At 62.8% G+C, this 25,246-nt stretch carries 24 protein-coding genes; 14 read left to right on the top strand and 10 right to left on the bottom strand.

Going from position 1 to position 25,246, the window contains the following annotated elements; genetic code table 11:
- Window positions 1–2: 2 nt before the first annotated feature.
- The 9 genes from C8K58_RS24020 (at window position 3) to ggt (ending at window position 10,912) form a co-directional block, all read left to right on the top strand.
- Window positions 3–809, top strand: coding sequence for a transporter substrate-binding domain-containing protein (locus tag C8K58_RS24020; RefSeq protein WP_027607922.1), 807 nt, complete (start codon window positions 3–5; stop codon window positions 807–809).
- Window positions 802–2,223, top strand: coding sequence for an FAD-binding oxidoreductase (locus C8K58_RS24015; RefSeq protein WP_108574476.1), 1,422 nt, complete (start codon window positions 802–804; stop codon window positions 2,221–2,223). Before C8K58_RS24020 ends, C8K58_RS24015 begins: the two co-directional genes overlap by 8 nt.
- A complete protein-coding gene (locus tag C8K58_RS24010) occupies window positions 2,220–3,422 on the top strand; it encodes an aminotransferase class I/II-fold pyridoxal phosphate-dependent enzyme (RefSeq protein WP_092359421.1) in 1,203 nt (400 codons plus the stop codon). The genes C8K58_RS24015 and C8K58_RS24010 overlap by 4 nt, the downstream gene beginning before the upstream one ends.
- A complete protein-coding gene (locus C8K58_RS24005) occupies window positions 3,419–4,144 on the top strand; it encodes an amino acid ABC transporter permease (protein ID WP_027607919.1) in 726 nt (241 codons plus the stop codon). The genes C8K58_RS24010 and C8K58_RS24005 overlap by 4 nt, the downstream gene beginning before the upstream one ends.
- Complete coding sequence (locus tag C8K58_RS24000; protein ID WP_027607918.1) at window positions 4,134–4,817, top strand: amino acid ABC transporter permease; 684 nt, start codon at window positions 4,134–4,136, stop codon at window positions 4,815–4,817. Before C8K58_RS24005 ends, C8K58_RS24000 begins: the two co-directional genes overlap by 11 nt.
- Window positions 4,804–5,628, top strand: coding sequence for an amino acid ABC transporter ATP-binding protein (locus C8K58_RS23995; RefSeq protein WP_027607917.1), 825 nt, complete (start codon window positions 4,804–4,806; stop codon window positions 5,626–5,628). Before C8K58_RS24000 ends, C8K58_RS23995 begins: the two co-directional genes overlap by 14 nt.
- 16 nt (window positions 5,629–5,644) lie before the next feature.
- Entirely contained in the window at window positions 5,645–6,238 is a 594-nt protein-coding gene (locus C8K58_RS23990; RefSeq protein ID WP_027607916.1) for a cysteine dioxygenase, read from the top strand.
- A gap of 154 nt (window positions 6,239–6,392) precedes the next feature.
- Window positions 6,393–9,095: a cystathionine beta-lyase gene (gene metC / locus C8K58_RS23985; RefSeq protein ID WP_108574475.1), complete on the top strand. Its 2,703-nt coding sequence runs from the start codon at window positions 6,393–6,395 to the stop codon at window positions 9,093–9,095.
- A 92-nt stretch (window positions 9,096–9,187) separates the two neighbouring features.
- Window positions 9,188–10,912, top strand: coding sequence for a gamma-glutamyltransferase (ggt, locus tag C8K58_RS23980; RefSeq protein ID WP_108574474.1), 1,725 nt, complete (start codon window positions 9,188–9,190; stop codon window positions 10,910–10,912).
- A 93-nt stretch (window positions 10,913–11,005) separates the two neighbouring features.
- Here the strand turns inward: ggt and C8K58_RS23975 are convergent, their stop codons facing one another.
- The 3 genes from C8K58_RS23975 to C8K58_RS23965 form a co-directional block, all read right to left on the bottom strand.
- Entirely contained in the window at window positions 11,006–11,524 is a 519-nt protein-coding gene (locus tag C8K58_RS23975; protein WP_027607913.1) for an AAA family ATPase, read from the bottom strand.
- Window positions 11,521–12,084, bottom strand: coding sequence for a nicotinamide riboside transporter PnuC (pnuC, locus tag C8K58_RS23970; RefSeq protein ID WP_108574473.1), 564 nt, complete (start codon window positions 12,082–12,084; stop codon window positions 11,521–11,523). The genes C8K58_RS23975 and pnuC overlap by 4 nt, the downstream gene beginning before the upstream one ends.
- A 178-nt stretch (window positions 12,085–12,262) precedes the next feature.
- Window positions 12,263–13,897: a methyl-accepting chemotaxis protein gene (locus C8K58_RS23965; RefSeq protein ID WP_027607911.1), complete on the bottom strand. Its 1,635-nt coding sequence runs from the start codon at window positions 13,895–13,897 to the stop codon at window positions 12,263–12,265.
- A 229-nt stretch (window positions 13,898–14,126) separates the two neighbouring features.
- Here C8K58_RS23965 and C8K58_RS23960 point away from each other — a divergent pair, with 229 nt between their 5' ends.
- Together C8K58_RS23960 and C8K58_RS23955 are read left to right on the top strand one after the other, a co-directional pair.
- Window positions 14,127–14,957: an undecaprenyl-diphosphate phosphatase gene (locus C8K58_RS23960; protein ID WP_027607910.1), complete on the top strand. Its 831-nt coding sequence runs from the start codon at window positions 14,127–14,129 to the stop codon at window positions 14,955–14,957.
- Window positions 14,954–15,337: a DUF1294 domain-containing protein gene (locus C8K58_RS23955; RefSeq protein WP_027607909.1), complete on the top strand. Its 384-nt coding sequence runs from the start codon at window positions 14,954–14,956 to the stop codon at window positions 15,335–15,337. The genes C8K58_RS23960 and C8K58_RS23955 overlap by 4 nt, the downstream gene beginning before the upstream one ends.
- Here C8K58_RS23955 and C8K58_RS23950 read toward each other — a convergent pair.
- Together C8K58_RS23950 and C8K58_RS23945 are read right to left on the bottom strand one after the other, a co-directional pair.
- Complete coding sequence (locus C8K58_RS23950) at window positions 15,320–15,682, bottom strand: MmcQ/YjbR family DNA-binding protein (RefSeq protein ID WP_027607908.1); 363 nt, start codon at window positions 15,680–15,682, stop codon at window positions 15,320–15,322. The genes C8K58_RS23955 and C8K58_RS23950 overlap by 18 nt on opposite strands.
- Complete coding sequence (locus C8K58_RS23945) at window positions 15,679–16,587, bottom strand: LysR substrate-binding domain-containing protein (RefSeq protein ID WP_027607907.1); 909 nt, start codon at window positions 16,585–16,587, stop codon at window positions 15,679–15,681. The genes C8K58_RS23950 and C8K58_RS23945 overlap by 4 nt, the downstream gene beginning before the upstream one ends.
- 126 nt (window positions 16,588–16,713) lie before the next feature.
- Between C8K58_RS23945 and C8K58_RS23940 the strand changes: the two genes are divergently transcribed.
- Both C8K58_RS23940 and C8K58_RS23935 read left to right on the top strand, forming a co-directional pair.
- Entirely contained in the window at window positions 16,714–17,325 is a 612-nt protein-coding gene (locus C8K58_RS23940) for an FMN-dependent NADH-azoreductase (protein WP_108574472.1), read from the top strand.
- Window positions 17,326–17,565: 240 nt separating this feature from the next.
- The gene (locus tag C8K58_RS23935; protein ID WP_108574471.1) at window positions 17,566–18,603 is read left to right on the top strand and encodes a dienelactone hydrolase; all 1,038 of its coding nucleotides are present in this window, start codon (window positions 17,566–17,568) and stop codon (window positions 18,601–18,603) included.
- Here C8K58_RS23935 and C8K58_RS23930 read toward each other — a convergent pair.
- From C8K58_RS23930 to C8K58_RS23910, 5 genes are all read right to left on the bottom strand, one after another.
- Complete coding sequence (locus C8K58_RS23930) at window positions 18,597–19,772, bottom strand: MFS transporter (protein ID WP_027607904.1); 1,176 nt, start codon at window positions 19,770–19,772, stop codon at window positions 18,597–18,599. The two genes, C8K58_RS23935 and C8K58_RS23930, sit on opposite strands and share 7 nt — an antisense overlap.
- 352 nt (window positions 19,773–20,124) lie before the next feature.
- Window positions 20,125–21,711, bottom strand: a complete 1,587-nt coding sequence (locus C8K58_RS23925; RefSeq protein ID WP_027607903.1) for an ABC-F family ATPase — start codon at window positions 21,709–21,711, stop codon at window positions 20,125–20,127.
- 221 nt (window positions 21,712–21,932) lie between these two features.
- Window positions 21,933–22,259 carry a DUF2388 domain-containing protein gene (locus tag C8K58_RS23920; protein WP_027607902.1) on the bottom strand — a complete coding sequence of 109 codons (327 nt, stop codon included), beginning with the start codon at window positions 22,257–22,259 and terminating at the stop codon, window positions 21,933–21,935.
- A gap of 71 nt (window positions 22,260–22,330) precedes the next feature.
- Window positions 22,331–22,906 (bottom strand): hypothetical protein, encoded by a 576-nt coding sequence (locus C8K58_RS23915; RefSeq protein ID WP_027607901.1) that lies wholly within the window; start codon window positions 22,904–22,906, stop codon window positions 22,331–22,333.
- Window positions 22,907–22,955: 49 nt separating this feature from the next.
- The gene (locus C8K58_RS23910; RefSeq protein WP_027607900.1) at window positions 22,956–24,194 is read right to left on the bottom strand and encodes an MFS transporter; all 1,239 of its coding nucleotides are present in this window, start codon (window positions 24,192–24,194) and stop codon (window positions 22,956–22,958) included.
- 154 nt (window positions 24,195–24,348) lie between these two features.
- Between C8K58_RS23910 and C8K58_RS23905 the strand changes: the two genes are divergently transcribed.
- The gene (locus tag C8K58_RS23905) at window positions 24,349–25,161 is read left to right on the top strand and encodes a bifunctional 2-polyprenyl-6-hydroxyphenol methylase/3-demethylubiquinol 3-O-methyltransferase UbiG (protein WP_092359433.1); all 813 of its coding nucleotides are present in this window, start codon (window positions 24,349–24,351) and stop codon (window positions 25,159–25,161) included.
- Window positions 25,162–25,246: the final 85 nt, after the last annotated feature.

Genomic DNA, 25,246 nt, shown 5'->3' with positions numbered 1-25,246 from the left:
GCATGAACCTGAAAACCTTCACTGCACTCGGCCTGGCCCTGTGCGCGGGCCTCGCCCATGCCGACGCCACCCTCGACAAGATCCAGCAACGCCACGTCGTCAGCGTCGGCGTGATCCTCAGCGGTCCGCCGTTCGGCACCATTGATCCCAAGACCGGCGAACACCTGGGCTACAACGTCGAGCTGGCCAAAGGCATCGGCCAGGCGCTGGGTGTCGAGACCCAGACTGTCTCGGTGCTGGCGCCCAACCGCGTGCAGTTCCTGCAACAGGGCAAGGTCGACATCCTGATCGCCAATATGCAGTTCACCGAAGAGCGCGCCGAAATCCTCGACTACGTGCCTACGCCCTATGAAGAAGTCGGCGGCGCTGCGTTGATTCGCAAAGGCGCCGGCATCCAGCAGTGGGCCGACCTCAAGGGCCAGCCGGTGTGCGTGTCCCAGGGCAGTAACTTCATCAAGCCTTTGCAGGAGACCTACGGCGCACAGATCAAGGCGTTCCGCAGCCAATCCGAATCGCTGCTCTCGCTGCGTGGCAATGGTTGCGTGGCCGCCGTACATGTCAGCCCGACCATGCATGCGCTGCTCAGCGATGCCGAGTGGGCCGGTTATGAAATCCCGTTGCCTGGCGATTTGATCCCGTCGAAATCGGTGATCTGGATTCGCAAGGGCGAGCACGACACCCAGGCCAGACTCGATGCCATCGTGAAGAGCTGGCATAAAAGCGGCTTCCTGATCGCCCTCGGCGAGCGCACCGGCATGGCACCGTCCCAGGCCTTGCGCGACCTGCATGAGCAGTTCAGCCATGAGTGATGCGCTGTTCGCCACCTTGCAACAACTGCTCGGCGCGGCCCATGTACAAACCAGTGATGAGGCGGCGCACCGCCTCACCGATAAACAGGGCCGTTATAGCGGGCGGGTGGTAGCGGCGGTGCACCCAGGGAATACCGAAGAAGTTGCCGCGGTGGTGCGCGCCTGTGTGGCGTTGAAAGCGCCCATCGTGGTGCAGGGCGGCAACACTGGCCTGATGGCCGGCGCGACGCCGGATGCCAGCGGGCGCTCGGTGTTGCTGTTGCTCGACCGCATGAACCGTGTGCGCAATGTCGATACCGACAATGACACCCTCACGGTAGAAGCCGGCTGCATCCTGCAAAACATCCAGGACCTGGCCCGCGAGGCCGGCCGTCTGTTTCCGTTGAGCCTGGGCGCCGAAGGCAGTTGCACCCTCGGCGGCAATCTCGGTACCAATGCCGGCGGCACCGCCGTGCTGCGCTATGGCAACACCCGTGAGCTGACCCTGGGCCTGGAGGTCGTCACCGCCGAAGGCGAGATATGGGATGGCCTGCGCGGTTTGCGCAAGGACAATACCGGCTACGACCTGCGCGACCTGTACATCGGCAGCGAAGGCACCCTTGGCATTATTACTGCCGCCACCTTGAAGCTGTTCCCGCTGCCCAAGGCCCAGGCCACCGCATTGTTGGCCTTTGACGAGCTGGCCCAGGCGGTGGCGTTCCTGTCCCACGCCCGTGCCGGTTTTGGCGCCAATCTCACCGCTTTCGAATTACTCAGCGCCGATTGCCTGGCCTTGCTGCGCGACCAGTTCCCTGAAGGCTCCCAGCCGTTCAGCAGCGCGCGCCAACCCTGGTTTGCCTTGATCGAACTCTCGGATAACCATGGCGAAAGCCATGCCCGCGAGGCTTTTGAACACGTGCTTGGCGAAGCCTTCGAGCACGAATTGATCGCCGACGCCCTGATCGCCGAAAGCCTGGCGCAAAGCGACGCCTTGTGGCTGCTGCGCGAGAACATGAGTGAGGCGCAGAAACGTGCCGGGGGCAACATGAAGCACGACATCTCGGTGCCGATTTCTCAGGTGGTGGCCTTCGTTGCCCACACCGATGCAGTGCTCCAGGAACATTTCCCCGGCGTGCGCAACTTCACCTTTGGCCATCTGGGCGACGGCAACCTGCATTACAACGTGGCCCATCCGCTGGATTCGACGGTGGAGGCGCATATGGCCCATTACGCGCAATTGAGCGCGCTGGTGCATGACAGCGCCAACGCCCACGGCGGTTCGATCAGCGCCGAGCATGGCATCGGCCAGCGCAAGGTCGGCCTGCTCGGCCGCTATAAAAGCCCGGTGGAGCTGGACCTGATGCGCCGCATCAAGCAGGCGCTGGATCCGCACAACCTGCTCAACCCCGGCAAAGTCCTCGAGGTTCAGCCATGACCGTACGCCTGTCCCGGCGCGTGCAGCGAGTGTCGCTGTCCGCCAACGCCGCGGCCAAATCCCGCGCGACTGAATTGCGCGATGCCGGTCGCGACATCCTCGACCTCACCACCGGCGAGCCGGATTTCGACACGCCCGAGCACATCAAGCAGGCCGCCTGCGCAGCCATCGCTGCCGGTGCGACCAAATACACACCGACGCCGGGCGTTAAAGCCTTGCGCGTCGCGGTGCAGCGCAAGCTGGCCGAAGAAAACCAACTCGACTACCCGCTGGCGTCCATCGTGATTGCCAATGGCGCCAAGCAGATCATCTTCAATGCCTTCGCCGCTACCCTGGATGACGGTGATGAAGTGCTGGTGCCGACGCCGTACTGGCCGTCTTTCCCGGACAGCGTGCGTTTCAATGGCGGCGAACCGGTGTTTATCGAATGCGGCCTGGAGCAGGGCTGCAAGCTGCTGCCGGCGCAATTGGAGCAGCACATCGGCGCACGCACACGCTGGCTGATCCTCAATGGCCCCGGCAACCCCAGTGGCGCGGTGTACAGCGAAGCCGAGCTGCAGGCGCTGGCCGAGGTGCTGCGGCGTCATTCCCACGTATTGATCCTGCTGGACGAGCTGTATGAACACATCCGCTTCGATGGTCGCCCGGCGCAGAGCCTGTTGAATGTCGCGCCGGATTTGCAGGCGCGCTGCCTGCTGGTGGGCGGCGTGTCCAAGACCTACGCCATGACCGGCTGGCGCATCGGCTTTGGGGCGGGGCCGAAAACCCTCACCGACGCCATGGCGGTGGTGCAATCCCAATCCACTTCCGGCGCCTCATCGGTGGGGCAGGCGGCAGCGTTGGCGGCGTATACCGGCGGGTTGGACTTCCTCGCGGAGCAGGTCGCAGCCTATCAATTGCGCCGCGACATGCTGGTCGAGGCGCTGAAAAACATCGATGGACTGGACGTACTCGAGCCCCAAGGCGGCTTCTTCGTCTTCGTGCGTTGCGCCGGGCTGGTGGGGCGTTCTCGTCCGGACGGCCAGCGTATCGACAATGACGCCGATGTGGTGGCCTGGTTGCTGGAGGAAGGCGTGGCCGGCGTGGCGGGCAGTGCCTATGGCCTGTCGCCGTGGTTCCGCCTGTCCATCGCCACCGCGACCGACAGCGTTGCCGAAGCCGGGCGGCGTATCGTGACAGCCTGCGGAAAATTGCAATGATGGAGCTTTTCGTCGATTGGGCCGCGCGTATCGGCCTGAACTACACCTTCCTGCTCGACGCCTATCAGCGCGGCAGCCTGGTCCAGGGCGCGCTGACCACCGGCCTGCTGTGCCTGTTCACCATCCTCGGCAGCTTGCTGGCGGGGATCACGCTGGCTGCGATGCTGACCTCAGGCAACCCGTGGCTGGCCAAGCCGGCGCGGGTGTTCGTGGAAGTCACGCGCAACACGCCGACGCTGGTGCAGCTCTATTGCGCGTTCCTGGTGTTGAACATGCTGCTGACCCAGGCGGTCGGCGCGGCCAATCCGCTGACGCCGTTTGCCTGGGTGGTGATCGTGATTTCCCTGCACAAGGGCGCGTTCCATGCCGAGGCCCTGCGCGCCGGCATCGAAGCGGTGCCGGCCGTCACGCTGGAGGCCGCCAGCTCCCTGGCCTTCAGTCGCCGCCAGTTGCTGTGGAATGTGCAGTTGCCCCTGGCGCTACGCTTCGCCTTGCCGTCGCTGATCAATAACCTGATCGACCTAGTGAAGATGACCGCCGTGGCCTCCGCGATTGCGGTGGGCGACATCACCTACGCGGCGATCATGATCTGGACCCAGAGTGACAACGTGCTGGAGCTGATGCTCCTGATCCTGAGCTTTTTCGGCCTGCTGAGTTTTATCGTCAATTGTGTGGGGCGCTGGCTTGAAGCGCGCCTGAGGATGCCCGGCTATGGCCATTGATTCATTTCCCGTGCTGTCGGCGTTGTGGCAATGGTCGCCGGCGCTGGTCGCAGGCTTTGGCCAGAACATTCTGATCAGCCTGCTGGCGATCGGCATTGGTTCGGTGCTGGGCCTGTTGATCGGTGCATTGGCATTGTCGCCCCTGGGCTTTGTGGCGCGGCTGTGGGTGCAGGTGTTTCGTAATGCGCCATGGCTGGTGCTGATCTACTTCACCACCTATGTGTTCCCGTTCGAGATCCGGATCGGCAGCGGCTACGTGTCGTTCCCCGACTGGGTCAAGGTCACTATCGGCCTGGCCTTGCCGGCCAGCGCCAATGTCGCGGAAATCTTCCGTGGCGCCATCGGTTCGATCCCCAGCACCCAATGGGAAGCCGCGCGGTCCCTGGCGTTCACCCGTGGCCAGCTGTTTCGCTCGATCATCCTGCCGCAGTGCTTCAAGCGCATGTTGCCGCCGTGGATGAACCTCTACGCGGTGGTCACCATGGGCACCGCGCTGGCCTCGCTGGTGGGCGTGCATGATGTGATCGACACCGCGCAGATCGCCAGCAACACCGTGAACATGACCGGCTTTACCGTGGTGATCTACCTGAGCCTGCTGGTGCTGTTCTTTGCGTACTGCTACCCGATTTCCCGCCTGACCCAACACCTGGAGCGCCGTTATGCCTTCTACTGAACCCCTGGTGAGCCTGCGGGATGTGCACTTGTCGTTCGGCGCCAACCCGGTGCTCAAGGGCATCGACCTCGACGTGCTGCGCGGCCAGGCCGTGTCGATCATCGGCCCGTCGGGCTCGGGCAAGTCCACGATCCTGCGCTGCATCACCGGGCTGTTGCAGCCCCAGCGCGGCAGCATTCGCGTGGACCAGACCCAGGTCGACAGCCTGGTCCAGGAAGCCCAGCGCATCGAGTTGCGCAAGCGCGTCGGCTTTGTGTTCCAGCAATACAACCTGTTCCCGCACTTGTCGGTGCTGGAAAACCTGGTGATCGCCCCGCGCAAGGTGCTCGGTCGCAGCCGTGCCGATGCGGAAAAAGACGCGCGGGCGCTGCTGGCCAAGGTGCGCATGGAGCACAAGGCCGATGCGTACCCGGGCCAGTTGTCCGGCGGCCAGCAGCAGCGCGTGGCGATTGCCCGCGCCCTGGCGATGCGCCCGGAGCTGATCCTGTTTGACGAAGTGACCTCGGCGCTCGACCCGGAAACCGTCGGCGAAGTGCTGACGGTGATCCGCGAGTTGACCGAAGAGGGCATGACCTGCGTGCTGGTCACCCACGAAATGCGCTTCGCCGAAGAGATCAGCGACGTCGTGTACTTCACCGAAAACGGCGTGATTGTCGAGCATGGCAGCGCCGCGCAGATCTTCCAGAACCCTGGCAACGAACGCACCCAGACGTTCCTGCGCCATGCCTTGGGCGATTCGGGGCGCCGTGGCCCCATCCACCATGACCCGTACCTGTTGACCCATTTGAGCCGTTACAGCCTGTCAGTCTGATAAGAGGAAAACCGTGATGAGCAACGCAAACCGTGCCGCCGTGATCGAGGCGTTTTTGCAGCAGATCCGCGTCATCAACCAGCGCGGCGTAGACCGTGCGGCCCTGGTGGAAATCGTCGGCCTGCTGGAGCAATTGGCCGAGCGCCGCGACCTGTTCAACTTCGAGGCATTCCCCGCACCTGTGCCAGGGCAGGGCAGCAGCGCATTCCGCTATCGCCTCAACGACGACGGCGATACGCCGACCCTGTACCTCAACTCGTTGTTGCCGGGCAAAAGCACGCTCCCGCACAACCATGAGACCTGGGCGATCATCAGCGCGGTGGAAGGCCAGGAGATCAACTACGTCTATGCGCGCAATGACGAAGGCCGCGAACCGGGCTTCACCACCCTCAGCCTGGAGAAAGAAGTGATCGTGCAGCCAGGCACGTCGATCTCGTTCCTCGGTGAAGACCTGCATGGCATCAAGGTTGAAGGTGAGCAGGCAACGTTGCATTTCCACCTGTATGGCTTGCCGTTGGAATCCCTCAATGGCCGCTACGGCGTGGACGCGGACGGCCGCATCCTCAACTACAACGCCTCGCAGATGGCGCCGTCTATTCGCGCTTACTGATCGCGGGGTGTCAACCGGATCAAATGTGGGAGGGGGCTTGCCCCCGATGGCAGAGTGCCAGTCACCGGATGGATTAACTGACACGCCCTCATCGGGGGCAAGCCCCCCCACAGTTGGTGTTGCAGTCACTTTTCTCTTAATTGTTGGGACTTCCATGAGCCAGACCATCACCCCACTTCAACTGCAGCAATGGCTGTTCGATGGGCAGGAAATCGCCGTGTTCGACGTGCGCGAGCACGGGCAATACGGCGAAGCCCACCTGTTCCATGGGGTGAACCTGCCCTATAGCCGCCTGGAGCTGGAAGTACGCCGCCTGGCGCCCAACCCGCAGGTGCGGCTGGTGATCTATGACCAGGATGGCGGCGAGGTGGCGGCGCTGGTTGCCGCGCGTTTGCAGGCGCTGGGCTACCGCCGCGTGCATGTGCTGGAGGGCGGTGCCGAGGGTTGGCAGGCGGCGGGGTTGCAGCTGTTTGCCGGTGTGCACGTACCGTCCAAGGCCTTTGGTGAGTTAGTGGAAGAGGCCAGTCACACGCCCCATGTCACTGCGCGGCAGCTGGCGGATTGGCAGGCGCGCGGCGAGCCGCTGGTGGTGCTGGACGGACGACCGTTCGAGGAGTACCGCAAGATGACCATCCCCGGTTCCATCTGCTGCCCCAACGGTGAGCTGGGCTACCGCGTACAGGACCTGGTGCCGGATGAAAGCACGCCCGTCGTTATCAACTGTGCAGGACGCACCCGCAGCATTATCGGCGCCCAGACCCTGATCAACCTGGGCCTGAAAAACCCTGTCTATGCCTTGGAAAACGGGACCCAGGGCTGGTACCTGGAAGATTTCCAGCTGGAACATGGCAGTACTCGGCGCTATGCCGATCAGGTCAGCACTGACCTGGCTCGGCAGCGCCTGGCTGCGCGGCAATTGGCAGAGCGGTCAGGGGTGGTGACGGTATCGGCGGATCAGGTTCGACAATGGGCCGAGGACGCGCAACGCAGCCTGTTCCTGTGTGATGTGCGCACCGCTGAAGAGTTTGCCCTTGGCTCGTTGCCAGGCGCGCAACATACACCGGGCGGGCAGTTGATCCAGTCCACCGACTTGTATATCGGCGTGCGCCAGGCACGCATCGTGCTGGTGGACAGCGATGGTGTGCGTGCGCCGATTGTCGCCAGTTGGCTGCGTCAACTCGGGCACGAAGCCTATGTGCTCAGCGGTGGTATCGACAGCGGCCTGGCGCTGCCGGTGTTGCCGACGGTGGCGTACGAGCCGTTGCCGCTGATCAGCGCCCAGGCCCTGGCGCTGGAATTGAGCGATGTGAACCTGATCGACCTGCGCCCGAGCATGGCCTACCGCAAGGGCCATATTGCCGGGTCCCGCTGGTCGATTCGTGCGCGGCTCAAGACCGATCATCGTCCCTTGGTGTTGGTGGCGGATGACCCGGCATTGGCGGCCTTTGCTGCCGAAGGCCTGTCGGCCAGGTTGCTCGACGGTGGCTTCGCTGCCTGGGTCTCGGCCGGCCTGCCGGTCAACCAGGATCCGCAGACGCCGCCGGACGCCGAGTGCATCGACTTCCTGTTTTTCACCCACGACCGTCACAGCGGCAACAAGGACGCCGCGCGCCAGTACCTGGCCTGGGAAATCGGCCTGCTCGCACAAATGAGCAAAGCGGAAATCGCCAGTCTCAAGCCGCTGGTACCTGTGTCGCGGGTGCGCACGCGCTTGATCCATGCCGCGCGTACCGAAAAAGGCCACGGCGGCCGCGCCGTCAACGTACCCGTCACGCGCCTGAGCACCGTGCTGTTCGACAACCTGGCGCAGATGCGCGACGCCCGTGCCCGCCGCGACAGCGAACGGGTGCTCAGCTACGGCGCGCGTGGCAACCCGACCTCCCATGCGCTGGAAGACCTGGTCACCGAGCTGGAGGGCGGCTTTCGCACACGGCTCTACGGTACGGGCCTGGCGGCGGCGGCCCAGGTGTTCCTGGCCTACCTGCGCCCCGGCGATCATGTGCTGATCACCGACGCGGTGTATTCCCCGGTGCGCAAGCTGGCACGGGAATTCCTCCAGCCGTTCGGCATCGAGGTCGGCTACTTCGCACCCGATGGCAAGGGGCTGGAAGCGCAACTGCAAGCCAATACCCGGCTGGTCTACGCCGAAGTGCCGGGCTCACTGTTGTATGAGCTGTGCGATCTGCCGGCGATTGCCGCATTGTGCAAGCCTCGCGACATCCTGCTCGCCGTCGACAACACCTGGGGCTCGGGCTACCTGTACCGGCCACTGGCGTTGGGCGCGGATATTTCGATCATGGCCCTGACCAAATACCTCGGCGGCCACAGCGACGTGATGATGGGCAGTGTGTGCACCACACCAGCGGCCTGGCCGGCGCTGGGCAGGATGAGCGACACCTTCGGCAACGCGGTGAGTGCCGACGACGCCTACCTGATCCTGCGCGGCGCCCGCACCCTGGCCTCGCGCCTGGATGTGCACGAACGCCAGGCCGTGGACATCGCCCTGTGGTTGCAGGGGCAACCCCAGGTCAAGCGCGTGTTCCACCCGGCCTTGCCCGGGCATCCGGGGCATGGGTTGTGGCGCCGGGACTTCACCGGCAGCAATGGCTTGGTGTCGTTTGAACTGGTGAATGCCGAGGCCGCCTACGTCGAGCGGTTTATCGACGGCTTGCAGCTGTTCGGCCTGGGCGCCTCGTGGGGCGGCTATGAAAGCCTGGTCACCGTGGCCGACACCGGCGACCGCGAGAGTGCGGCCGACCGTGGGCTGAACCCGGTGGTGCGCCTGCATATCGGTCTGGAAGATGTGGCGGCGTTGATCGAGGATCTGCAACGCGGCTTTGCACGTGCCGTTCTGTGACCGACAGGTTCTGTAATAAAAACGCCATTGCGCTGGGGATTAAATTCGGGACGGGCTATTTTGGTGCATCTCAATAACTAGAGTAGCCATGGATGAAATACCAACCCTTCAGCCGCACACTGATTGCCACCGCCCTGGTGTTGACGGTCAGCGGCGTGCACGCCGCGTCCCAGGCCCCGGTGGCCGGTGAAAATGGCATGGTGGTGACCGCCCAGCATTTGGCCACGCATGTCGGCGTGGATGTACTCAAGGCCGGCGGTAACGCGGTGGATGCCGCCGTGGCGGTCGGCTACGCGCTGGCGGTGGTGTACCCGGCGGCGGGTAACCTGGGCGGCGGCGGGTTCATGACCGTGCAACTGGCGGATGGGCGCAAGACCTTCCTCGACTTCCGCGAAAAGGCCCCGTTGGCGGCCACCGCCGATATGTACCTGGACAAGGCCGGCAATGTGGTCGAAGGCCTGAGTGCCAAGGGGCACCTGGCGGTCGGCGTGCCCGGCACCGTGTCCGGCATGGAGCTGGCCCTGAGCAAGTACGGCACCCTCAAGCGCGCCCAGGTGATTGCCCCGGCGATCAAGCTGGCGGAAAACGGCTTTGCCCTGGAGCAGGGCGATATCGACCTGCTGCACACCGCCACCGGTGAGTTCGAAAAAGACAAGGATATGCGCGGGATCTTCCTGCACAACGGCCAGCCGCTGCAGGTCGGCCAGAAGCTGGTGCAGAAAGACCTGGCCAGGACCCTCAAGGAAATCTCCGCCAAGGGCAGCGACGGTTTCTATAAGGGTTGGGTCGCCAAGGCCCTGGTGGATTCCAGCCAGGCCGGCAAGGGCATCATCACCCAGTCCGACTTGGACAAGTACAAGACCCGCGAACTGGCGCCCATCGAGTGCGACTACCGCGGCTACCACGTGGTCTCGGCACCGCCGCCAAGCTCGGGCGGCGTGGTGATCTGCCAGATCATGAACATCCTTGAAGGCTACCCGATGGCCGACCTGGGCTATCACTCGGCCCAGGGCCTGCACTACCAGATCGAAGCCATGCGTCACGCCTACGTGGACCGTAACAGCTACCTGGGCGATCCGGATTTCGTGAAGAACCCGATCGAGCATCTGCTGGACAAGAACTACGCGGCCAAGCTGCGTGACGCCATCGAGCCGCAGAAGGCCGGGGATTCCCAGGCGATCAAACCCGGTGTGTCGCCCCATGAAGGCAACAACACCACCCACTATTCCATCGTCGACAAGTGGGGCAACGCGGTCTCGGTGACCTACACCCTCAACGACTGGTTCGGTGCGGGCGTGATGGCGAGCAAGACCGGGGTGATCCTCAACGATGAAATGGACGACTTCACCGTCAAGGTCGGGGTGCCGAACATGTACGGCCTGGTCCAGGGTGAAGCCAACGCCATCGCACCGGGCAAGGCGCCGCTGTCGTCGATGAGCCCGACCATCGTGACCAAGGACGGCAAGGCCGTAATGGTCGTCGGTACGCCAGGCGGCAGCCGCATCATTACCGCGACCCTGCTGACCATCCTGAATGTCATCGACTACAAGATGAATATCCAGGAGGCCGTGGACGCGCCGCGTTTCCACCAGCAGTGGATGCCGGAAACCACCAACCTGGAGACCTTCGCGGTCAGCCCGGACACCCAGAAGATTCTGGAAAGCTGGGGCCACAAGTTTGCCGGGCCGCAGGATGCCAATCACTTGGCGGCGATCCTGGTGGGGGCACCGTCCCTGGAGGGTAAGCCGGTGGGCAACAACCGCTTCTATGGGGCGAATGACCCGCGTCGTAATACCGGCCTGTCGCTGGGCTACTAACCCCCCCTAAAACCAAACACCGCGTCCTGTCTGGCAGGCTGCGGTGTTTTTATTGGGGCGGCTTCGCCACCCAGCGCGGGGCAAGCCCGCTCACTACAACAGCTGTTCTACCGCAGCAAAGGCGGCGGTGCGGCGCTCCTCCCAACTCCCCCTGATGATCACCACCGCCTGTCGATGCGCCTGCATCCACGCCAGGCTGTCCTGGAAAAACGCCTGGCGGTCGGCCAGTTCGGGTTGGCAGCGCTGCCCGTCGGCGGTCCATTCCACATCATCCGGCGACAGCAGCAGGTGCAGGTCGTAATGCCGCGCCAGCAGTTCGTCGTCGAGCCATGCCGGGTAGTCTCCGAACAGGGTCTGGCTCCAGAGTTTGTTGGTCAGCAGGTGCGTGTCGAGGACCAGCAGGCGCGGCTGCCGGGCGCGGGCGGCATCTTCCCAGGACAGTTGGCCGTGGGCGATGGCCGGGATATCCGCCAGGCTGGTGTCGCGCTGGTGGCGGTCCATGAAATCGCGCACGTATTCACGCACCATCAGCCCACCGAAATGCGCGTGCAACTCGGCAGCCAGCCAGCTTTTACCGCTGGATTCGGGGCCGGCCAGTACCACCACCTTCATGGTTGCAACGCCGGGTCGGCGCGCCATTCACGCCAGCCTTGCACGGCGATCACGGTGAACAGGGCATAGAGCGCAGCGGTGAGGTACAAGCCTTTGTAGAGGAACAGCCCGACAAAAATCACGTCCACGGCGATCCACAGCGGCCAGCATTGCACGCGTTTCTGCGCCATCCACAGTTGCGCCACCAGGCTGAAACCGGTGAGGGCGGCGTCGAGCCAGGGCTGGGCGGCATCGGTCCAGTGCGCCATCGCAGCGCCCAGCAGCAGGCTGCCGACCGCACCGATGGTCATGCTGATCATGATTGCCGGCCAACCCAGGCGGGTGACCTGGCGCCCTTGCCTGACCTCGCCGGCGCGGGTCCACTGCCACCAGCCGTAGACTTGCAGGGCGGCGTAGACCACTTGCAGCAGCATGTCGGAATAGAGCTTCACGTCATAGAACACCCAGGTGTACAGCAACACCATCACCAGGCCGATGGGCCAGCACCAGGGGTTTTGCTTGACCGTCAGCCAGACAGCGATCACCCCCAGGGCGGCGGCGAACAGTTCAAGCCCGGACATGGCGGTTCCTTGGGAGAGTGGGAGAGGGCGGGGATTGTAACCAGAGGCCAGCAATCTTCAAAACACAGTAAGGCAAATGTGGGAGGGGGCTTGCCCCCGATAGCGGAGGGTCAGCTGCACATATGCAGACTGATGTATCGCCATCGGGGTGTAGCCCCCTCCCACATTTGGAGCAGTGTTAGACCTTGAACTGGCGCAAGAGGCCGTCGAGCTGCTCGCTCAGCCCGCGTAAATGCACGCTGGCCACGTTGGACTGCTCGGCCGCCATTGCGGTGCTGTGGGACAGGCTCGCAGCCTGGGTGACGTTCTGGTTGATGTCTTCCACCACATGGGCCTGTTGCAGGGTGGCGCTGGCAATCGAGGCATTCAAACCGTTGAGGTTGTGCAGCGCCTGGCCGATGGCGGTAAGGCTGGCACCGGCCTGGCCGGCTTGTTCGATGGTCAGTTGCGAGGCGCTGTGGCTGTCGCTGATCACCTTGACCGCGGCTTCCGAGTGACCTTGCAGGCGCTCGATCATCGCCTGGATCTCGGCGGTGGATTTTTGCGTGCGCTGGGCCAGCAGGCGGACTTCATCGGCCACCACGGCAAAACCACGGCCTTGTTCCCCGGCGCGCGCCGCTTCGATGGCGGCGTTGAGGGCCAGCAGGTTGGTCTGGTCGGCGATGGAGCGGATCACTTCCAACACGCCACCGATCTGCGTGCTTTCGCTGGACAAGGTGCGGATCACTTCCACGGCCTGGCTGATGGTGGTGGAGAGCTGGTCGATCTGCTGCAGGCTGCTGTCGATATTGACCTGGCCTTGCTGGGCCTGGGCCTGGGCATCGCGCATTTCGCTGGCGGCGTGTTCGGCGTTCTTGGCCACGTCCTGCACGCCGTAGGTGACTTCATTGATGGCGGTGGCCACCAGTTCCATCTGCTGGGACTGCTGCTGGCTGCGGTCGTGGGCCTGGGTCGCGTTGTTGCCCAGTTCCGTGGAGGACTGGCCCAGGGCGTTGGCGCACACCTGCAACTGGCTGACGACCTGGCGCAGCTTGGCCGTGAAGGTGTTGAAGTGCTGGGACAGCTGGGTGACTTCGTCGCGGCCGTGGGTGTCGAGGCTGCGGGTCAGGTCGCTTTCGCCGCTGGCGATGTTGCCCATGGCGTTCACCGCATCCTGCAGGGGGCGCACGATGCTGCGGGCAATCAGCGATACGAGCAGGGCCATCACCAGTGCGATGCCGAGGACGATAAGCGAGGCCTTCCACACTTGGCTGTTGAACTCGGCCTGCACATCGTCCACGTACACGCCGGAGCCGATGATCCAGCCCCACGGCTCGAACAACTGGATATACGAGGTTTTCGCCACCGGCGCCTCCGCGCCCGGCTTCGGCCAGCGGTAGTTGATGATGCCGGCACCCTTGGCCTTGGCCAGGATCACGAACTCGTTGAACACGGCAAACCCGTCGGGATCGCGGATGGCCGAGAGGTTCTGGCCGTCCAGCTTGGGGTTGGCCGGGTGCATGATCATCACGGGGGTGAGGTCATTGATCCAGAAATAGTCGTCGTGGTCATAGCGCAAGCCGCGCACCGCGCTCAGGGCTTGTTTTTGCGCGGCTTCGCGGGTCATCACGCCGGTGGTTTCGAGGCTGTGATAAAACGTCAGGATCCCGCTGGCGGTCTGGACCACGTGCTGGGTCTGCTGGCGCTTGGCCTGGTACAGGTCGTCGTGGATCTGCTTGAGCATCAGCAAACCCAGGGCCATCAGCATCAGCACGGCGACGATCAGGATCATCCAGAGGCGTCGGCTGATCGACATATTGCGCAAACTGTTCATCGTCCTGTCACTCCGGGCTTTTTATAATTGTGGGCGTCGCATCGACTTTTACGCCTCGTCTGATAGGCTTTCGGCCTGAAATCGCAAAACCTGAGTACTGCCTGATTTTTCACAGAATTTTTGCAGGCCGGCATTGACCATGGTCAACACCGGGCACTTGAGTGCGCTCGTCAGTGAACCATTAAAAGATTGATAAGGCATGCCACAGCGCATGACCTTTGGGGGAAGCATGGATTTTTGGACCGCCATTCAGGCATTGATTCTTGGCGTCGTGGAGGGGCTTACCGAGTTCCTGCCGATCTCCAGCACCGGACACCAGATTATCGTCGCCGATTTGCTCGACTTCGGCGGCGAACGCGCCATGGCGTTCAACATCATCATCCAGCTGGGCGCCATCCTCGCGGTGGTCTGGGAATTCCGGCGCAAGATCCTCGATGTGGTCACCGGCTTGCCGACTCAGCGCAATGCCCAGCGCTTCACGGTCAACCTGCTGATCGCGTTCCTGCCGGCCGTGGTGCTGGGGGTGATCTTTGCCGACCTGATCCACCATTACCTGTTCAACCCGATCACCGTGGCCGCCGCGTTGGTGATCGGCGGCATCGTCATGCTGTGGGCCGAGCGCCGCGAGCATGAAGTGCACGCCGAAAGCGTCGATGACATCACCTGGAAAGACGCGCTCAAGGTCGGTTTTGCCCAGTGCCTGGCGATGATCCCGGGTACGTCGCGCTCCGGCTCGACCATCATTGGCGGCCTGCTGTTCGGCCTGTCGCGCAAGACCGCCACCGAGTTTTCGTTCTTCCTGGCCATGCCGACCATGGTCGGTGCGGCGGTGTACTCGGGCTACAAATACCGCGACCTGTTCCAGCCGGCGGACCTGCCGGTGTTCGCCATCGGCTTCGTCACCTCGTTCATCTTCGCGATGATCGCGGTCAAGGGCCTGCTCAAGTTCATCGCCAGCCATAGCTACGCGGCGTTCGCCTGGTACCGCATTGCGTTCGGTCTGCTGATCCTGGCGACCTGGCAATTCGGCTGGATCGACTGGGCAGCGGCCAAGGCATGATGATTCAGCATCCGCGCTTGAAAGCGGCGATCTTTGTGCTGCTGTGCGCCGCGCCGCTGGTGGGGTCGGTATTGGTGTGGCAACGCGGCGAAACCGTGATCCCGCTGGTGGCCTATGGGGTGGTCAGCATGATCGCGTTTTTCCTGTACTGGAGCGACAAGCGCAAGGCCCGCACCGACAGTTGGCGCACTCCGGAAAACATCCTCCACGCCGTGGAACTGGCGGGCGGCTGGCCGGGGGCGCTGATTGCCCAGCAGGTGTTCCGGCACAAGACACGCAAGGTGTCTTACCAGGTGCTGTTCTGGGTGATCGTGCTGTTGCACCAGGTGTTCTGGCTGGACCAATTGTTCCTCGGTGGCACGCTACTGTCCGTTCTCTAGCAGCAACCCCACCTGTGTGCGCTTGGGCAATTTGCTCACCACCAACTGGTGGGAGCGCTGCAACAGGCTACGCAGTTCCTCGGCCCCCAGCGGGTAGGGCGTGTTCATGATGATCCACTGCGCGCGTGCCAGGTACGGCGCCGGGTGGATGCCGGGACGGTCCACATGGCCGAGGAACAATTCCTTGTCGACCTTGAACGCCAGCGAGTCGCCGCGCAGGTTTTGCAGGGCAAACATCTTGTTGCCTGCTATCGAGAACACCCGCACGCCACCCCATTTGTAGTCTTCCCGCGCGCCGGGCAGGCTCAGGCAGAACGTTGCGACCTGTGCTTCGGTCATTTTCATAGCAGGCGGTCTCCGCAGCTTTTGAAGCCTTCTTCCAGGTAATCGATCCAGGCGCGAATCGCCGGCAGCACGCCACGGCGATGCGGGTAGACGGCCTGCAGCCAGCCGCCCGGCAACGACCATTCCGGCAGCAATTGTACGAGCCGGCCGCTGGCCAGTTCTTCTTCGCAGTACATCATCGGCAGCACGGTAAAGCCCAGGCCCATGATGGCGCTGGCCTTGCGTACGTTGAAGTCATCGACGCCCAGGCGCGCTTCCATCACCAGGTCGTGGGGGTTGCCTTCGGGATCGAGGATGCGTTGGTGCACCATGCGGTCTGCTTCCAGCGCGCCGAGTATCGGCAGTTGCTTGAGGTCGTCGAGGCTGTTGATGTGCCGACCGTGCAAAAAGTTCGGGCTGGCGACCAGTGCCGTCTGGGCCGGGCGCAGGCGCTTGGTGACCAGCAGCGGGTCTTCATCGCCCAGTTCGCGCACGCGCAGCGCCACATCGATGCCTTCGGCTACCAGGTCGACACGGCGGTTGACCAGGGTCATCTCCAACTGCACCTGGGGGTGGGCGGCCAGGAAACCCGCGACCACATCCGGCATCATGTTTTGCGCCAGGCCCACCGGACACGTCACCCTCAGCCGCCCACGGGGTTCGCTGGACATGCTGGCGACGGCCTCGTCGGCCATTTCCGCTTCCAGTAGCATCGCCTGGCAGTGGCGCAGGTAGCGCTCGCCGACGGCGGTCAGGGTCAGTTGCCGCGTGGTGCGTTGCAGCAGGCGCGCGCCGAGGCGCTCTTCCAGCTCGGCAATGCGCCGCGACAGCCGCGACTTGGGAATGCCCAACAGCCGCCCGGCCGCCGCAAAGCCGCCGGCTTCGACGACTTTGGCAAAATAGTAGAGGTCGTTGAGGTCTTGCATGGTCAGCCTATTGTCCTGTCAGTGGGACAAACTATCGCATTTCAGGCGTCTTATCGACTATTGGTTTCATGCGTAGCATCCCCTCCATCTGATCGCCACTGTCGATCCCACCCTCGGAGATCCACCATGAAACTGTTGCACATCGATTCCAGTATCCTCGGCGACAACTCGGCTTCCCGGCAGCTCAGCGCTGGCGTGGTCAAGGCCTGGCAAGCGGCCGAGCCAGGTATGGAAGTGACCTACCGTGACCTCGCCAGCGAAGGCATCAACCACTTCTCAGGCGCGACCCTGGGCGCCCTGGGCACCGCCGCCGAACTGCGTGACGCCGCACAACAGCACGAGGCCGACCTGAGCGCCAACAGCCTGGCCGAATTCCTCGCCGCCGACGCCGTGGTGATCGGTGCGCCGATGTACAACTTCACCATTCCAACCCAGTTGAAAGCCTGGATCGACCGCATCGCCGTTGCCGGCCAGACCTTCCGTTACACCGAAGCGGGCCCTGAAGGCCTGTGCGGTAACAAGAAAGTCATCATTGTGTCCACCTCCGGCGGCATGCATGTCGGCCAGGCAACCGGTGTGGCCCACGAGGAATACCTCAAGGTGATGCTGGGCTTCCTCGGCATTACCGACATCGAATTCGTCCGCGCCCATGGCCTGGCCTACGGTGATGAAGTGCGCAGCAAATCCCTGAGCGACGCCAACGTGCTCATCAACGAACAATTGTTCGCTGCTGCGTAAGGCTTGTGTAAATTTCGCCTCTGCTCGGTTTCAATCCGAAGCCGGGCGCCTAAACTCTGTATTCTTGTCGCCTGAAACGACCGGAGTACGGAGTTTTTTCGTTTACCCGCTGTCATTACTTTGGCCCAGGTTATGCACGCATGGGTTTATCACCCGATGCGAGTGCCTTGAACCATGGACTTTTCATATAGACATGCCGCGGGTGTTGAACGTGGTCACGCAGCAAAGGTGGACATCCTCATGATGCGTCTTTGTGCTGTTATGGTTCTTTCCCTGCTCGGCGGCCTGATTTCAGTGCACGCCGCGCCCGCGCCGCACCCCCATTGGAGTGTGGGCTTCCACCGCATGAGCTTTCTCGACCCGCTGGACCTGCAGCCGATGAAAGCCGTGGCCTTCTACCCGTCCACCGACGATGAACACAGCACGCAACTGGGTCCCTACCACGTCGCCGCCAGCGAAGATTCCAAGATCGCCATTGGCCGCTTTCCGATGTTGATGCTGTCCCATGGCAACACCGGTACGCCGCTGGCCCTGCATGACCTGGCCACCTCCCTGGCGCGCAAAGGCTTTGTGGTGGTCGCGGTGTTGCATCCCGGCGATAACTATAAGGACCACAGCCGCCTGGGCACGGTGAGTAACCTGTACGGCCGGCCGATCCAGATTTCCGAAGCGATCACCGCGACCCTGGCCGACCCGATGCTGTCGCCGTTCGTCAACGTCGATCAGGTGGGCGTTATCGGCTATTCGGCCGGTGGCGAAACCGCGTTGATCCTGGCGGGAGCCAAGCCGGACTTCGACCGCCTGCGCCGCTATTGCCAGGAACGCCCCGAAGATCGTGATGCCTGCACCACCAAGGGCGAACTGGTGGTGGACCGTGACGACCTGCAACCGCAATCCGACCCGCGCATTCATGCCTTGATGTTGATGGCGCCGTTGAGCCTGATGTTCGGCCGCCACACCCTGGCCGACGTGCATGTGCCGGTGCTGCTCTACAGCGGCGATGGCGACAAGCTGGTGGCGGTCGACAAGAATGCCGCCGCCCTGGCACGCAAACTGCCGGAGCCACCGGACTTCAAGCTGCTGGCGGGGGCAGGGCACTTCGTGTTCATGGCGCCGTGCGACAGCGACCAACTGGCCGCGATGCCGGCCATCTGCACCGATGCGGACGGCGTCGACCGTGAAGGCATCCACCGCGACCTGATCTCCGAGGCCGGGCGTTTTTTCAGCCACACCCTCGGCCAGGCTACCCGCGCCGGCTTGCAGACCGCCGATCAGTAAGCGCGGCGCTTGAGCAGCAAGGTCACGCCCAGCGCCGTGACCGATAACAGCGCTGCGCAGAAGAAAATCCAGCTGTAACCCAGGTTCAGCGCCACGGCGCCCATCAACGGCCCGGCAATCGCCAGGGCCAGGTCGAAAAACACCGCATAGGCACTCAGGCCGGCACCGCGGCTGCTGTTGGGCACCTGCTTGATGGCCTCAACGCCCAGCGCCGGGTACACCAGCGACAAGCCAAAGCCGGTCAGCCCTGCACCGATCAAGGCTACGCCGGTGGATGGTGCCAGCCATAGCAGTGTCAGGCCCAGGGTCTCGATGATCATGCAGGCAATCGCCGCCCTGAAGCCGCCAAACCGGCTGATCGCGGAGATGAACAGCAGCCGCGAGAGGATAAAACATACGCCAAACACCGTGAGGCAGTACGCCGCGCCGGCCCAGCCGCGATTGAGGTAATACAGGGTGATAAAGGTGGTCAGGGTGCCGTAGCCGATGGATGCCAGGCACAGGCTGGCACCAAAGGGTGCGATGCGCCCGAACACCGCCCAGAACGGCAGGCGCTCGCCACGCACCACCGGCACCGAGGGTTTGTTGCGGATCAGCATCAGGCCCAGCGCCGCCAACACCGACAGCGCGATACCCAGGCTGGTGTAGCCATATTCGGCGACCATCACCACTCCGAGCGGCGCGCCGATGGCGATGGCACCGTAGGAGGCAATGCCATTCCACGAAATCGACCGCGCCGTGTGCTCCGCCCCGACCTGGCCCATGCACCAACTGATGGTGCCCACGCCGATCAGACCCTGGGCCACGCCCAGTAACAGCCGGCCGACGATCAGAATCCCCAGGCTCAGGCTGGGCAGGCTGTCCACCAGGGTGGCGAAGAACGTCAATACACCGCTGACCAGGATGCCCGCCAGCCCCAGCACAATCGCGCGCTTGGTGCCGACGTTGTCGGACATGCGCCCGGCCATGGGGCGGCTGAGCAGGGTTGCCAGGTACTGCGAGCCGATGGTAATCCCGGCCACCACCGCGCTGAAGCCCAGTTGCTCATGGACATAGCCCGGGATTACCGCAATCGGCAGGCCGATGCAGATAAAGGCGATGAAGGTGTAGAACACGATGGAGACGATCTGCAGGGTGATCGACAGGGAGGAGGGGGCGGCGTTGGACATGGGCACTCGTTCGCGGGCGGGCGGTGAATGCATCATGGCAAGGGCTTGGGGGAAAAGGAAGCAGGCTAACTACTTTGGCTGAGAAACCGGCCTACTGTGGCGAGCGGGCTTTTGTGGTGAGCAGGCTTGTTGTGGTGAACGGGCTTGTTGTGGTGAGCGGGCTTGCCCCGCGCTGGGCTGCGCAGCAGCCCTGAAAACGAACACCGCGTTTTGCCTGGCAGAATGCGGTGTTTTTTATTGGGGCTGCTGCGCAGCCCAGCGCGGGGCAAGCCCGCTCACCACAAAAGCCTGCTCACCACAAAAGCCCGTTCACCACAACGAGCCTGTTCCCCAGGGTTTCACGTCGCTACTGTTAGAACACCACGCCCTGGCTGCGCAGGTAATCGTCGTAGGTGCCGCTGAAGTCGATTACGCCGTTGGCGCTCAACTCGATGATGCGGGTGGCCAGGGACGATACGAACTCACGGTCATGGCTGACGAAAATCAGCGTGCCCGGGTAGTTCTCCAGCGCCAGGTTCAGCGCCTCGATGGATTCCATGTCCAAGTGGTTGGTCGGTTCGTCCATGATCAGCACGTTCGGCTTTTGCAGGATCAGCTTGCCGAACAGCATGCGGCCTTGCTCACCACCGGAGATCACCTTGACGGACTTCTGGATTTCATCGTTGGAGAACAGCATACGACCCAGGGTGCCACGGATCATTTGCTCGCCTTGGGTCCACTGGCCCATCCAGTCGAACAGTGTGACGTCGTCTTCGAAGTCGTGGGCGTGGTCCTGGGCGTAGTAGCCCAGTTCCGCGGCGTCGGTCCACTTGATGCTGCCGGCATCCGGGGTCAGTTCGTTGACCAGGGTGCGCAGCAGGGTGGTCTTGCCGATACCGTTCGGGCCGATGATCGCCACGCGCTCGCCGGCTTCGATCTGGAAGCTGAAGTCCTTGAACAGCGGCTTGCCGTCGAAACCTTTGGCCATGCGCTCGACGATGACCGCCTGGCGATGCAGCTTCTTGTTCTGTTCGAAACGGATGAACGGGCTCACACGGCTCGAAGGCTTGACCTCGGCCAGTTGGATCTTGTCGATCGCCTTGGCGCGGGAAGTGGCCTGCTTGGCTTTCGAGGCGTTGGCCGAGAAGCGGCTGACGAAGGACTGCAGCTCGGAGATCTGCGCTTTCTTCTTGGCGTTGTCCGACAGCAGTTGCTCGCGGGACTGGGTCGCCACGGTCATGTACTCGTCGTAGTTGCCCGGGAACAGGCGCAGCTCGCCGTAGTCCAGGTCAGCCATGTGGGTGCACACGCTGTTCAGGAAGTGACGGTCGTGAGAGATGATGATCATCAGGCTGGAGCGCTGGGTCAGGATGTTTTCCAGCCAGCGGATGGTGTTGATGTCCAGGTGGTTGGTCGGTTCGTCGAGCAACAGCACTTCCGGGTCCGAGAACAGCGCCTGGGCCAGCAACACACGCAGTTTCCAGCCGGGGGAGACTTCGCTCATCGGGCCGAAATGCTGTTCCAGGGGAATACCCAGGCCCAGCAGCAGTTCACCGGCACGGGATTCGGCGGTGTAGCCGTCCATCTCGGCGAATTCGGTTTCCAGCTCGGCCACGGCCATGCCGTCGTCTTCGCTCATTTCCGGAAGCGAGTAGATACGGTCGCGCTCGGCCTTGACCTTCCACAGCTCCTCGTGGCCCATGATCACGGTGTCGAGCACGGTGAATTCTTCGTAGGCGAACTGGTCCTGGCGCAGCTTGCCCAGGCGCACATTCGGCTCCAGCATGACCTGGCCGCCGGACGGATCGAGGTCGCCGCCGAGGATTTTCATGAAGGTCGACTTGCCGCAACCGTTGGCACCGATCAGACCATACCGGTTGCCGGCGCCGAACTTGACCGAGACGTTCTCAAAGAGCGGCTTGGCGCCGAACTGCATGGTGATGTTAGCTGTGGAGATCAATTACTTTACCTATCAATGGGTTGCGAGCGTGGCGGCAGGAGCCTTCAGGCATGCATCAACAGCGACATCAAGGCGCGAAACCCGGTCGCTGAGCAAAAAATGGGGGATGTGTGTTGGAATTTGGCGCGCATTGTCGCATATGTCAGGCGACAGTTGTATGGCGGCCGACGACGGATGTTCAGCGTTTTGAATGTGGCAAGCCGTTCTCGACGAGGCCGCGCTCAGTAAGTTGTTGCGATTGCCTGTGCGAGCTGCATATCGGTCATGGGGCGCGTGTGAGGGGCCGAGCGGTAGTGTAGAGATGCCTGCTCAAACTGAGCGCCGCGAATTTCGCCCTCGGAGCCAATGAATGCAAGGGCATCATCCTTCGCTTTTTTCATTACTGAGGGCGAGTAGACCGTGAATGCCGTGGTCCCGCCGAGGACAATGGTCGGGAACAGGGTGGTGGCGCTCAGCGCTCTCTCGACCGGGTTCTCCACATACCATGCCATAGCGTTGGTGCTGATCGATGCCATGAGGGCGATTGCCAGCGTCTTCCAGGAATTCATTCTTCGATGCTTCCATTGCGGTCGAAGGACGCACGGTAACAGAGTCGGCTGAGCGCCAGAAACCCGGCCCGTCAGCAATTAAACACAGGCGCATAACGCTCTTCGCGTTTCTTGAAATGAATCGGGGCCATAGGGACTTTTTCACCGTTGACGAATATGTCCGGGAAGGTGAGCGTGAAATCATCCATGTCGCCTTGGCCCAATGCTGTCCCTTTGAACTCGCTGTGGAATGTTTTCCTGGGGTCGAAACCGGTTTTGAGTTGTTCAATGGTGACAGGATAGCTTTGCCCATTCGCCAGGGTGACCGTGACAACGGGCGACGCTGCACTGACCCAAAGCGCCGGGTCGGCCTGTTTGACGGCTGCTGTGCTATTGGATGGGTAGAGCCGTCCGAACAGGCGCAGTTCAGCAGCGGTTGAGCGCTGGTTACCCGGCCAGCTGGATGTGCCGGGTGGCGCCACATAGACCAGCACATGAACCCAGTTGAGTTCTTCTGCCAGTGGGGCATAGCTCATCGCCGCTTTCGGGCCGGGGCAGGTGCGCGAAAGCAGGGCGTTGCTGCCCACCGTCGACTCCGGATGCAGATAGGGCCCCGTGCTGCATCCTGCGAGCAGAAGCAGTAGCGGATACAGGATGTATTTCTTCATAGGGGCAACTCCATTTGCTGTTTGGGTTCGGCGCACAGTGTCGCTTATATCATGCGGCAGATGCGTGGGGGGCCAAGATGGGCTTCGCCAGCGTCTCCGGCATCGCCAGCCATAACAGCGCCAACGCGACGCCCGCCACCCCGGCCAGGGTGAGGAAGGCCGCATTGTAGCCCGCCTGCTGCACCACAAAACCGGCCAGGCTGCTGCTCAAGGCCGCGCCCAGCCCAAATACGGTGGACAGCGCCCCCAGGCTGACGTTGAAACGCCCGGTGCCCTGGGTCAGGTCCTTGACGATCACCGGGAACAGCGCACCGAAGATCCCTGCGCCGATACCGTCGAGCATCTGCACGGCCACCAGCCAGTAGGGATCGCTGGACAGGGTATAGAGCACGCCACGCAGCGGCAGGATCATGAAGCCGAACAGCAACAGCGGCTTGCGCCCCCACACGTCGGCCTTGCTGCCCACCAGCCAGGCCATCGGCACCATCACCAATTGTGCGGCGACAATACAGGCCGAGGTCAGCGGCGTGGCCATCTGCAGGTTGATCTGCGAGAGCTTCTGGCTGACCAGTGGCAGCATCGCCGCATTGGCCAGGTGGAAGAGGGCGCAGCAGACGGCAAACAGTAATAACGGCCGGTTGGCCAGCAAGACCGCAATGCCGGACGGCTGCTCATGGTCGCTGTGGTGGGCAGGGTCGAAGCCCCGGGCCACCTCATGGTCGATCGCCTTGGCGGAGACGCAACTGACCGCGACGACGCTGGCCACCGCCATAAAGGCCATCAGGTAGAACACCACCACGGGTCCGAACAGGTACGCCAGGCCACCGGCCAACAGCGCCGCCACAGCGTTGCCGGCATGGTTGAAGGTTTCGTTGCGCCCGGTGCGCCGGGTGAACGCACGTGGCCCGGTAATGCCCAGGGAAATCGCGGAAATCGCCGGCGCGAACACCGAGGCAGCGATGGCACTGGCCGCCTGGGTCAAGGCAACCAGGCTGAATGAACTGACGAAGGGCAGCAACAGGCAACTGCCGGTCACCAGCAGGGCGGCAACGGCAATCACCGCGCGTTTGCTGCGCGTGCGGTCGATCAGGGCACCCGCCGGGCCCTGGGTGATCAGCGCGGCGATACCTGCCAGGGTCATGACTACGCCGATACTGGCCGGATCCCATTTGTGCACCGCCAGCAAGTAGATGGCCAGGTATGGACCGAGGCCGTCGCGCACATCCGCCAGGAAAAAATTCAGGCTGTCCAGGGACAGGGTATTACGCAGGTCGGCGTGTGTGGCCATGATCAGGACTTCGCAGGGGGCGTTCAAAGGCTGAACACTCATTGCGCTAGTGACCTGCGCGCAGTTCATTTAGTTTCGCCTGCTGCTGGGGTTTTAATCTGCGGGCTTGTGGCTTATTTTCTTTGCCTCGCCGTATGACTTATCTGGAGACGCAATGGACATGCCCTCAGCTCAACAGGCGATTGCCTGCAACAAGGACGCCTGGGATCAATCCGCCGACCTGCACAAAACCACCGAGACCTGGAGCGCCCTGCTTAACGGGGTCCGCGACCCTGGGTTTTCGTGCCTGGACCCCACCCTTACCGGGCTGTTGCAAGACATCGGCGTTGCCGGCAAAGAGGTGGTGCAGGTGTGCTGCAATAACGGCCGCGAAAGCCTGTCGCTGTTTGGCCTGGGCGCGCGTTTGGTGGTCGGTGTGGATCAATCCCGGGCGTTCCTGCAGCAGGCCCGTGAGCTTGCCGACGTTTCGCCCCACAACCCGGAATTCATCGAAAGCGATATCCACCAGTTGCCATCCCGCTTGCACGAGCGCTTCGACATTGCCTTGGTGACCATCGGCGTGCTGGGCTGGATGCCGGATGTGGCGCTGTTCATGCGCCATGTTGCGAGGACCTTGAAACCCGGTGGCACGCTGGTGATGTATGAAACCCACCCGTTTCTGGAAATGTTCGACCCGCGCGCGCCAGACCCACTGTTGCCGGCCAGTTCGTACTTCCAGCGTGAGCCTTTTGTGCTGCAGGAGTCGATTGTCTATGAGGGGCAGGGCGAAGTGGCGGGGCCGACCTCCTATTGGTATGTGCACACCCTGGGGGATGTGGTGAGCGCGGCGATTGCTGCGCAATTGCAGATCGACCATCTGCAGGAATATGCCCACTCCAATCGCGAAGAACTTTACGACCAGTACGAGCACCAGCCTGCCCAGTTGCCCCTGTGCTTCACGCTGGCCGCCACCAAGCGTCCCGCCTGAGCCGATTCGCACCAGGCAAAAAAAAGCCCGCGAACTGGCGGGCCAAGGGATTTACTGGAGTAGGTAGGCTTTACCCTATAGGGCT

The organism is Pseudomonas sp. GV047, assembly GCF_003058245.1.
In the GTDB taxonomy this organism is placed as follows: Bacteria; Pseudomonadota; Gammaproteobacteria; order Pseudomonadales; family Pseudomonadaceae; genus Aquipseudomonas; species Aquipseudomonas marginalis.
This window is presented reverse-complemented; position numbering and strand designations above follow the sequence as displayed.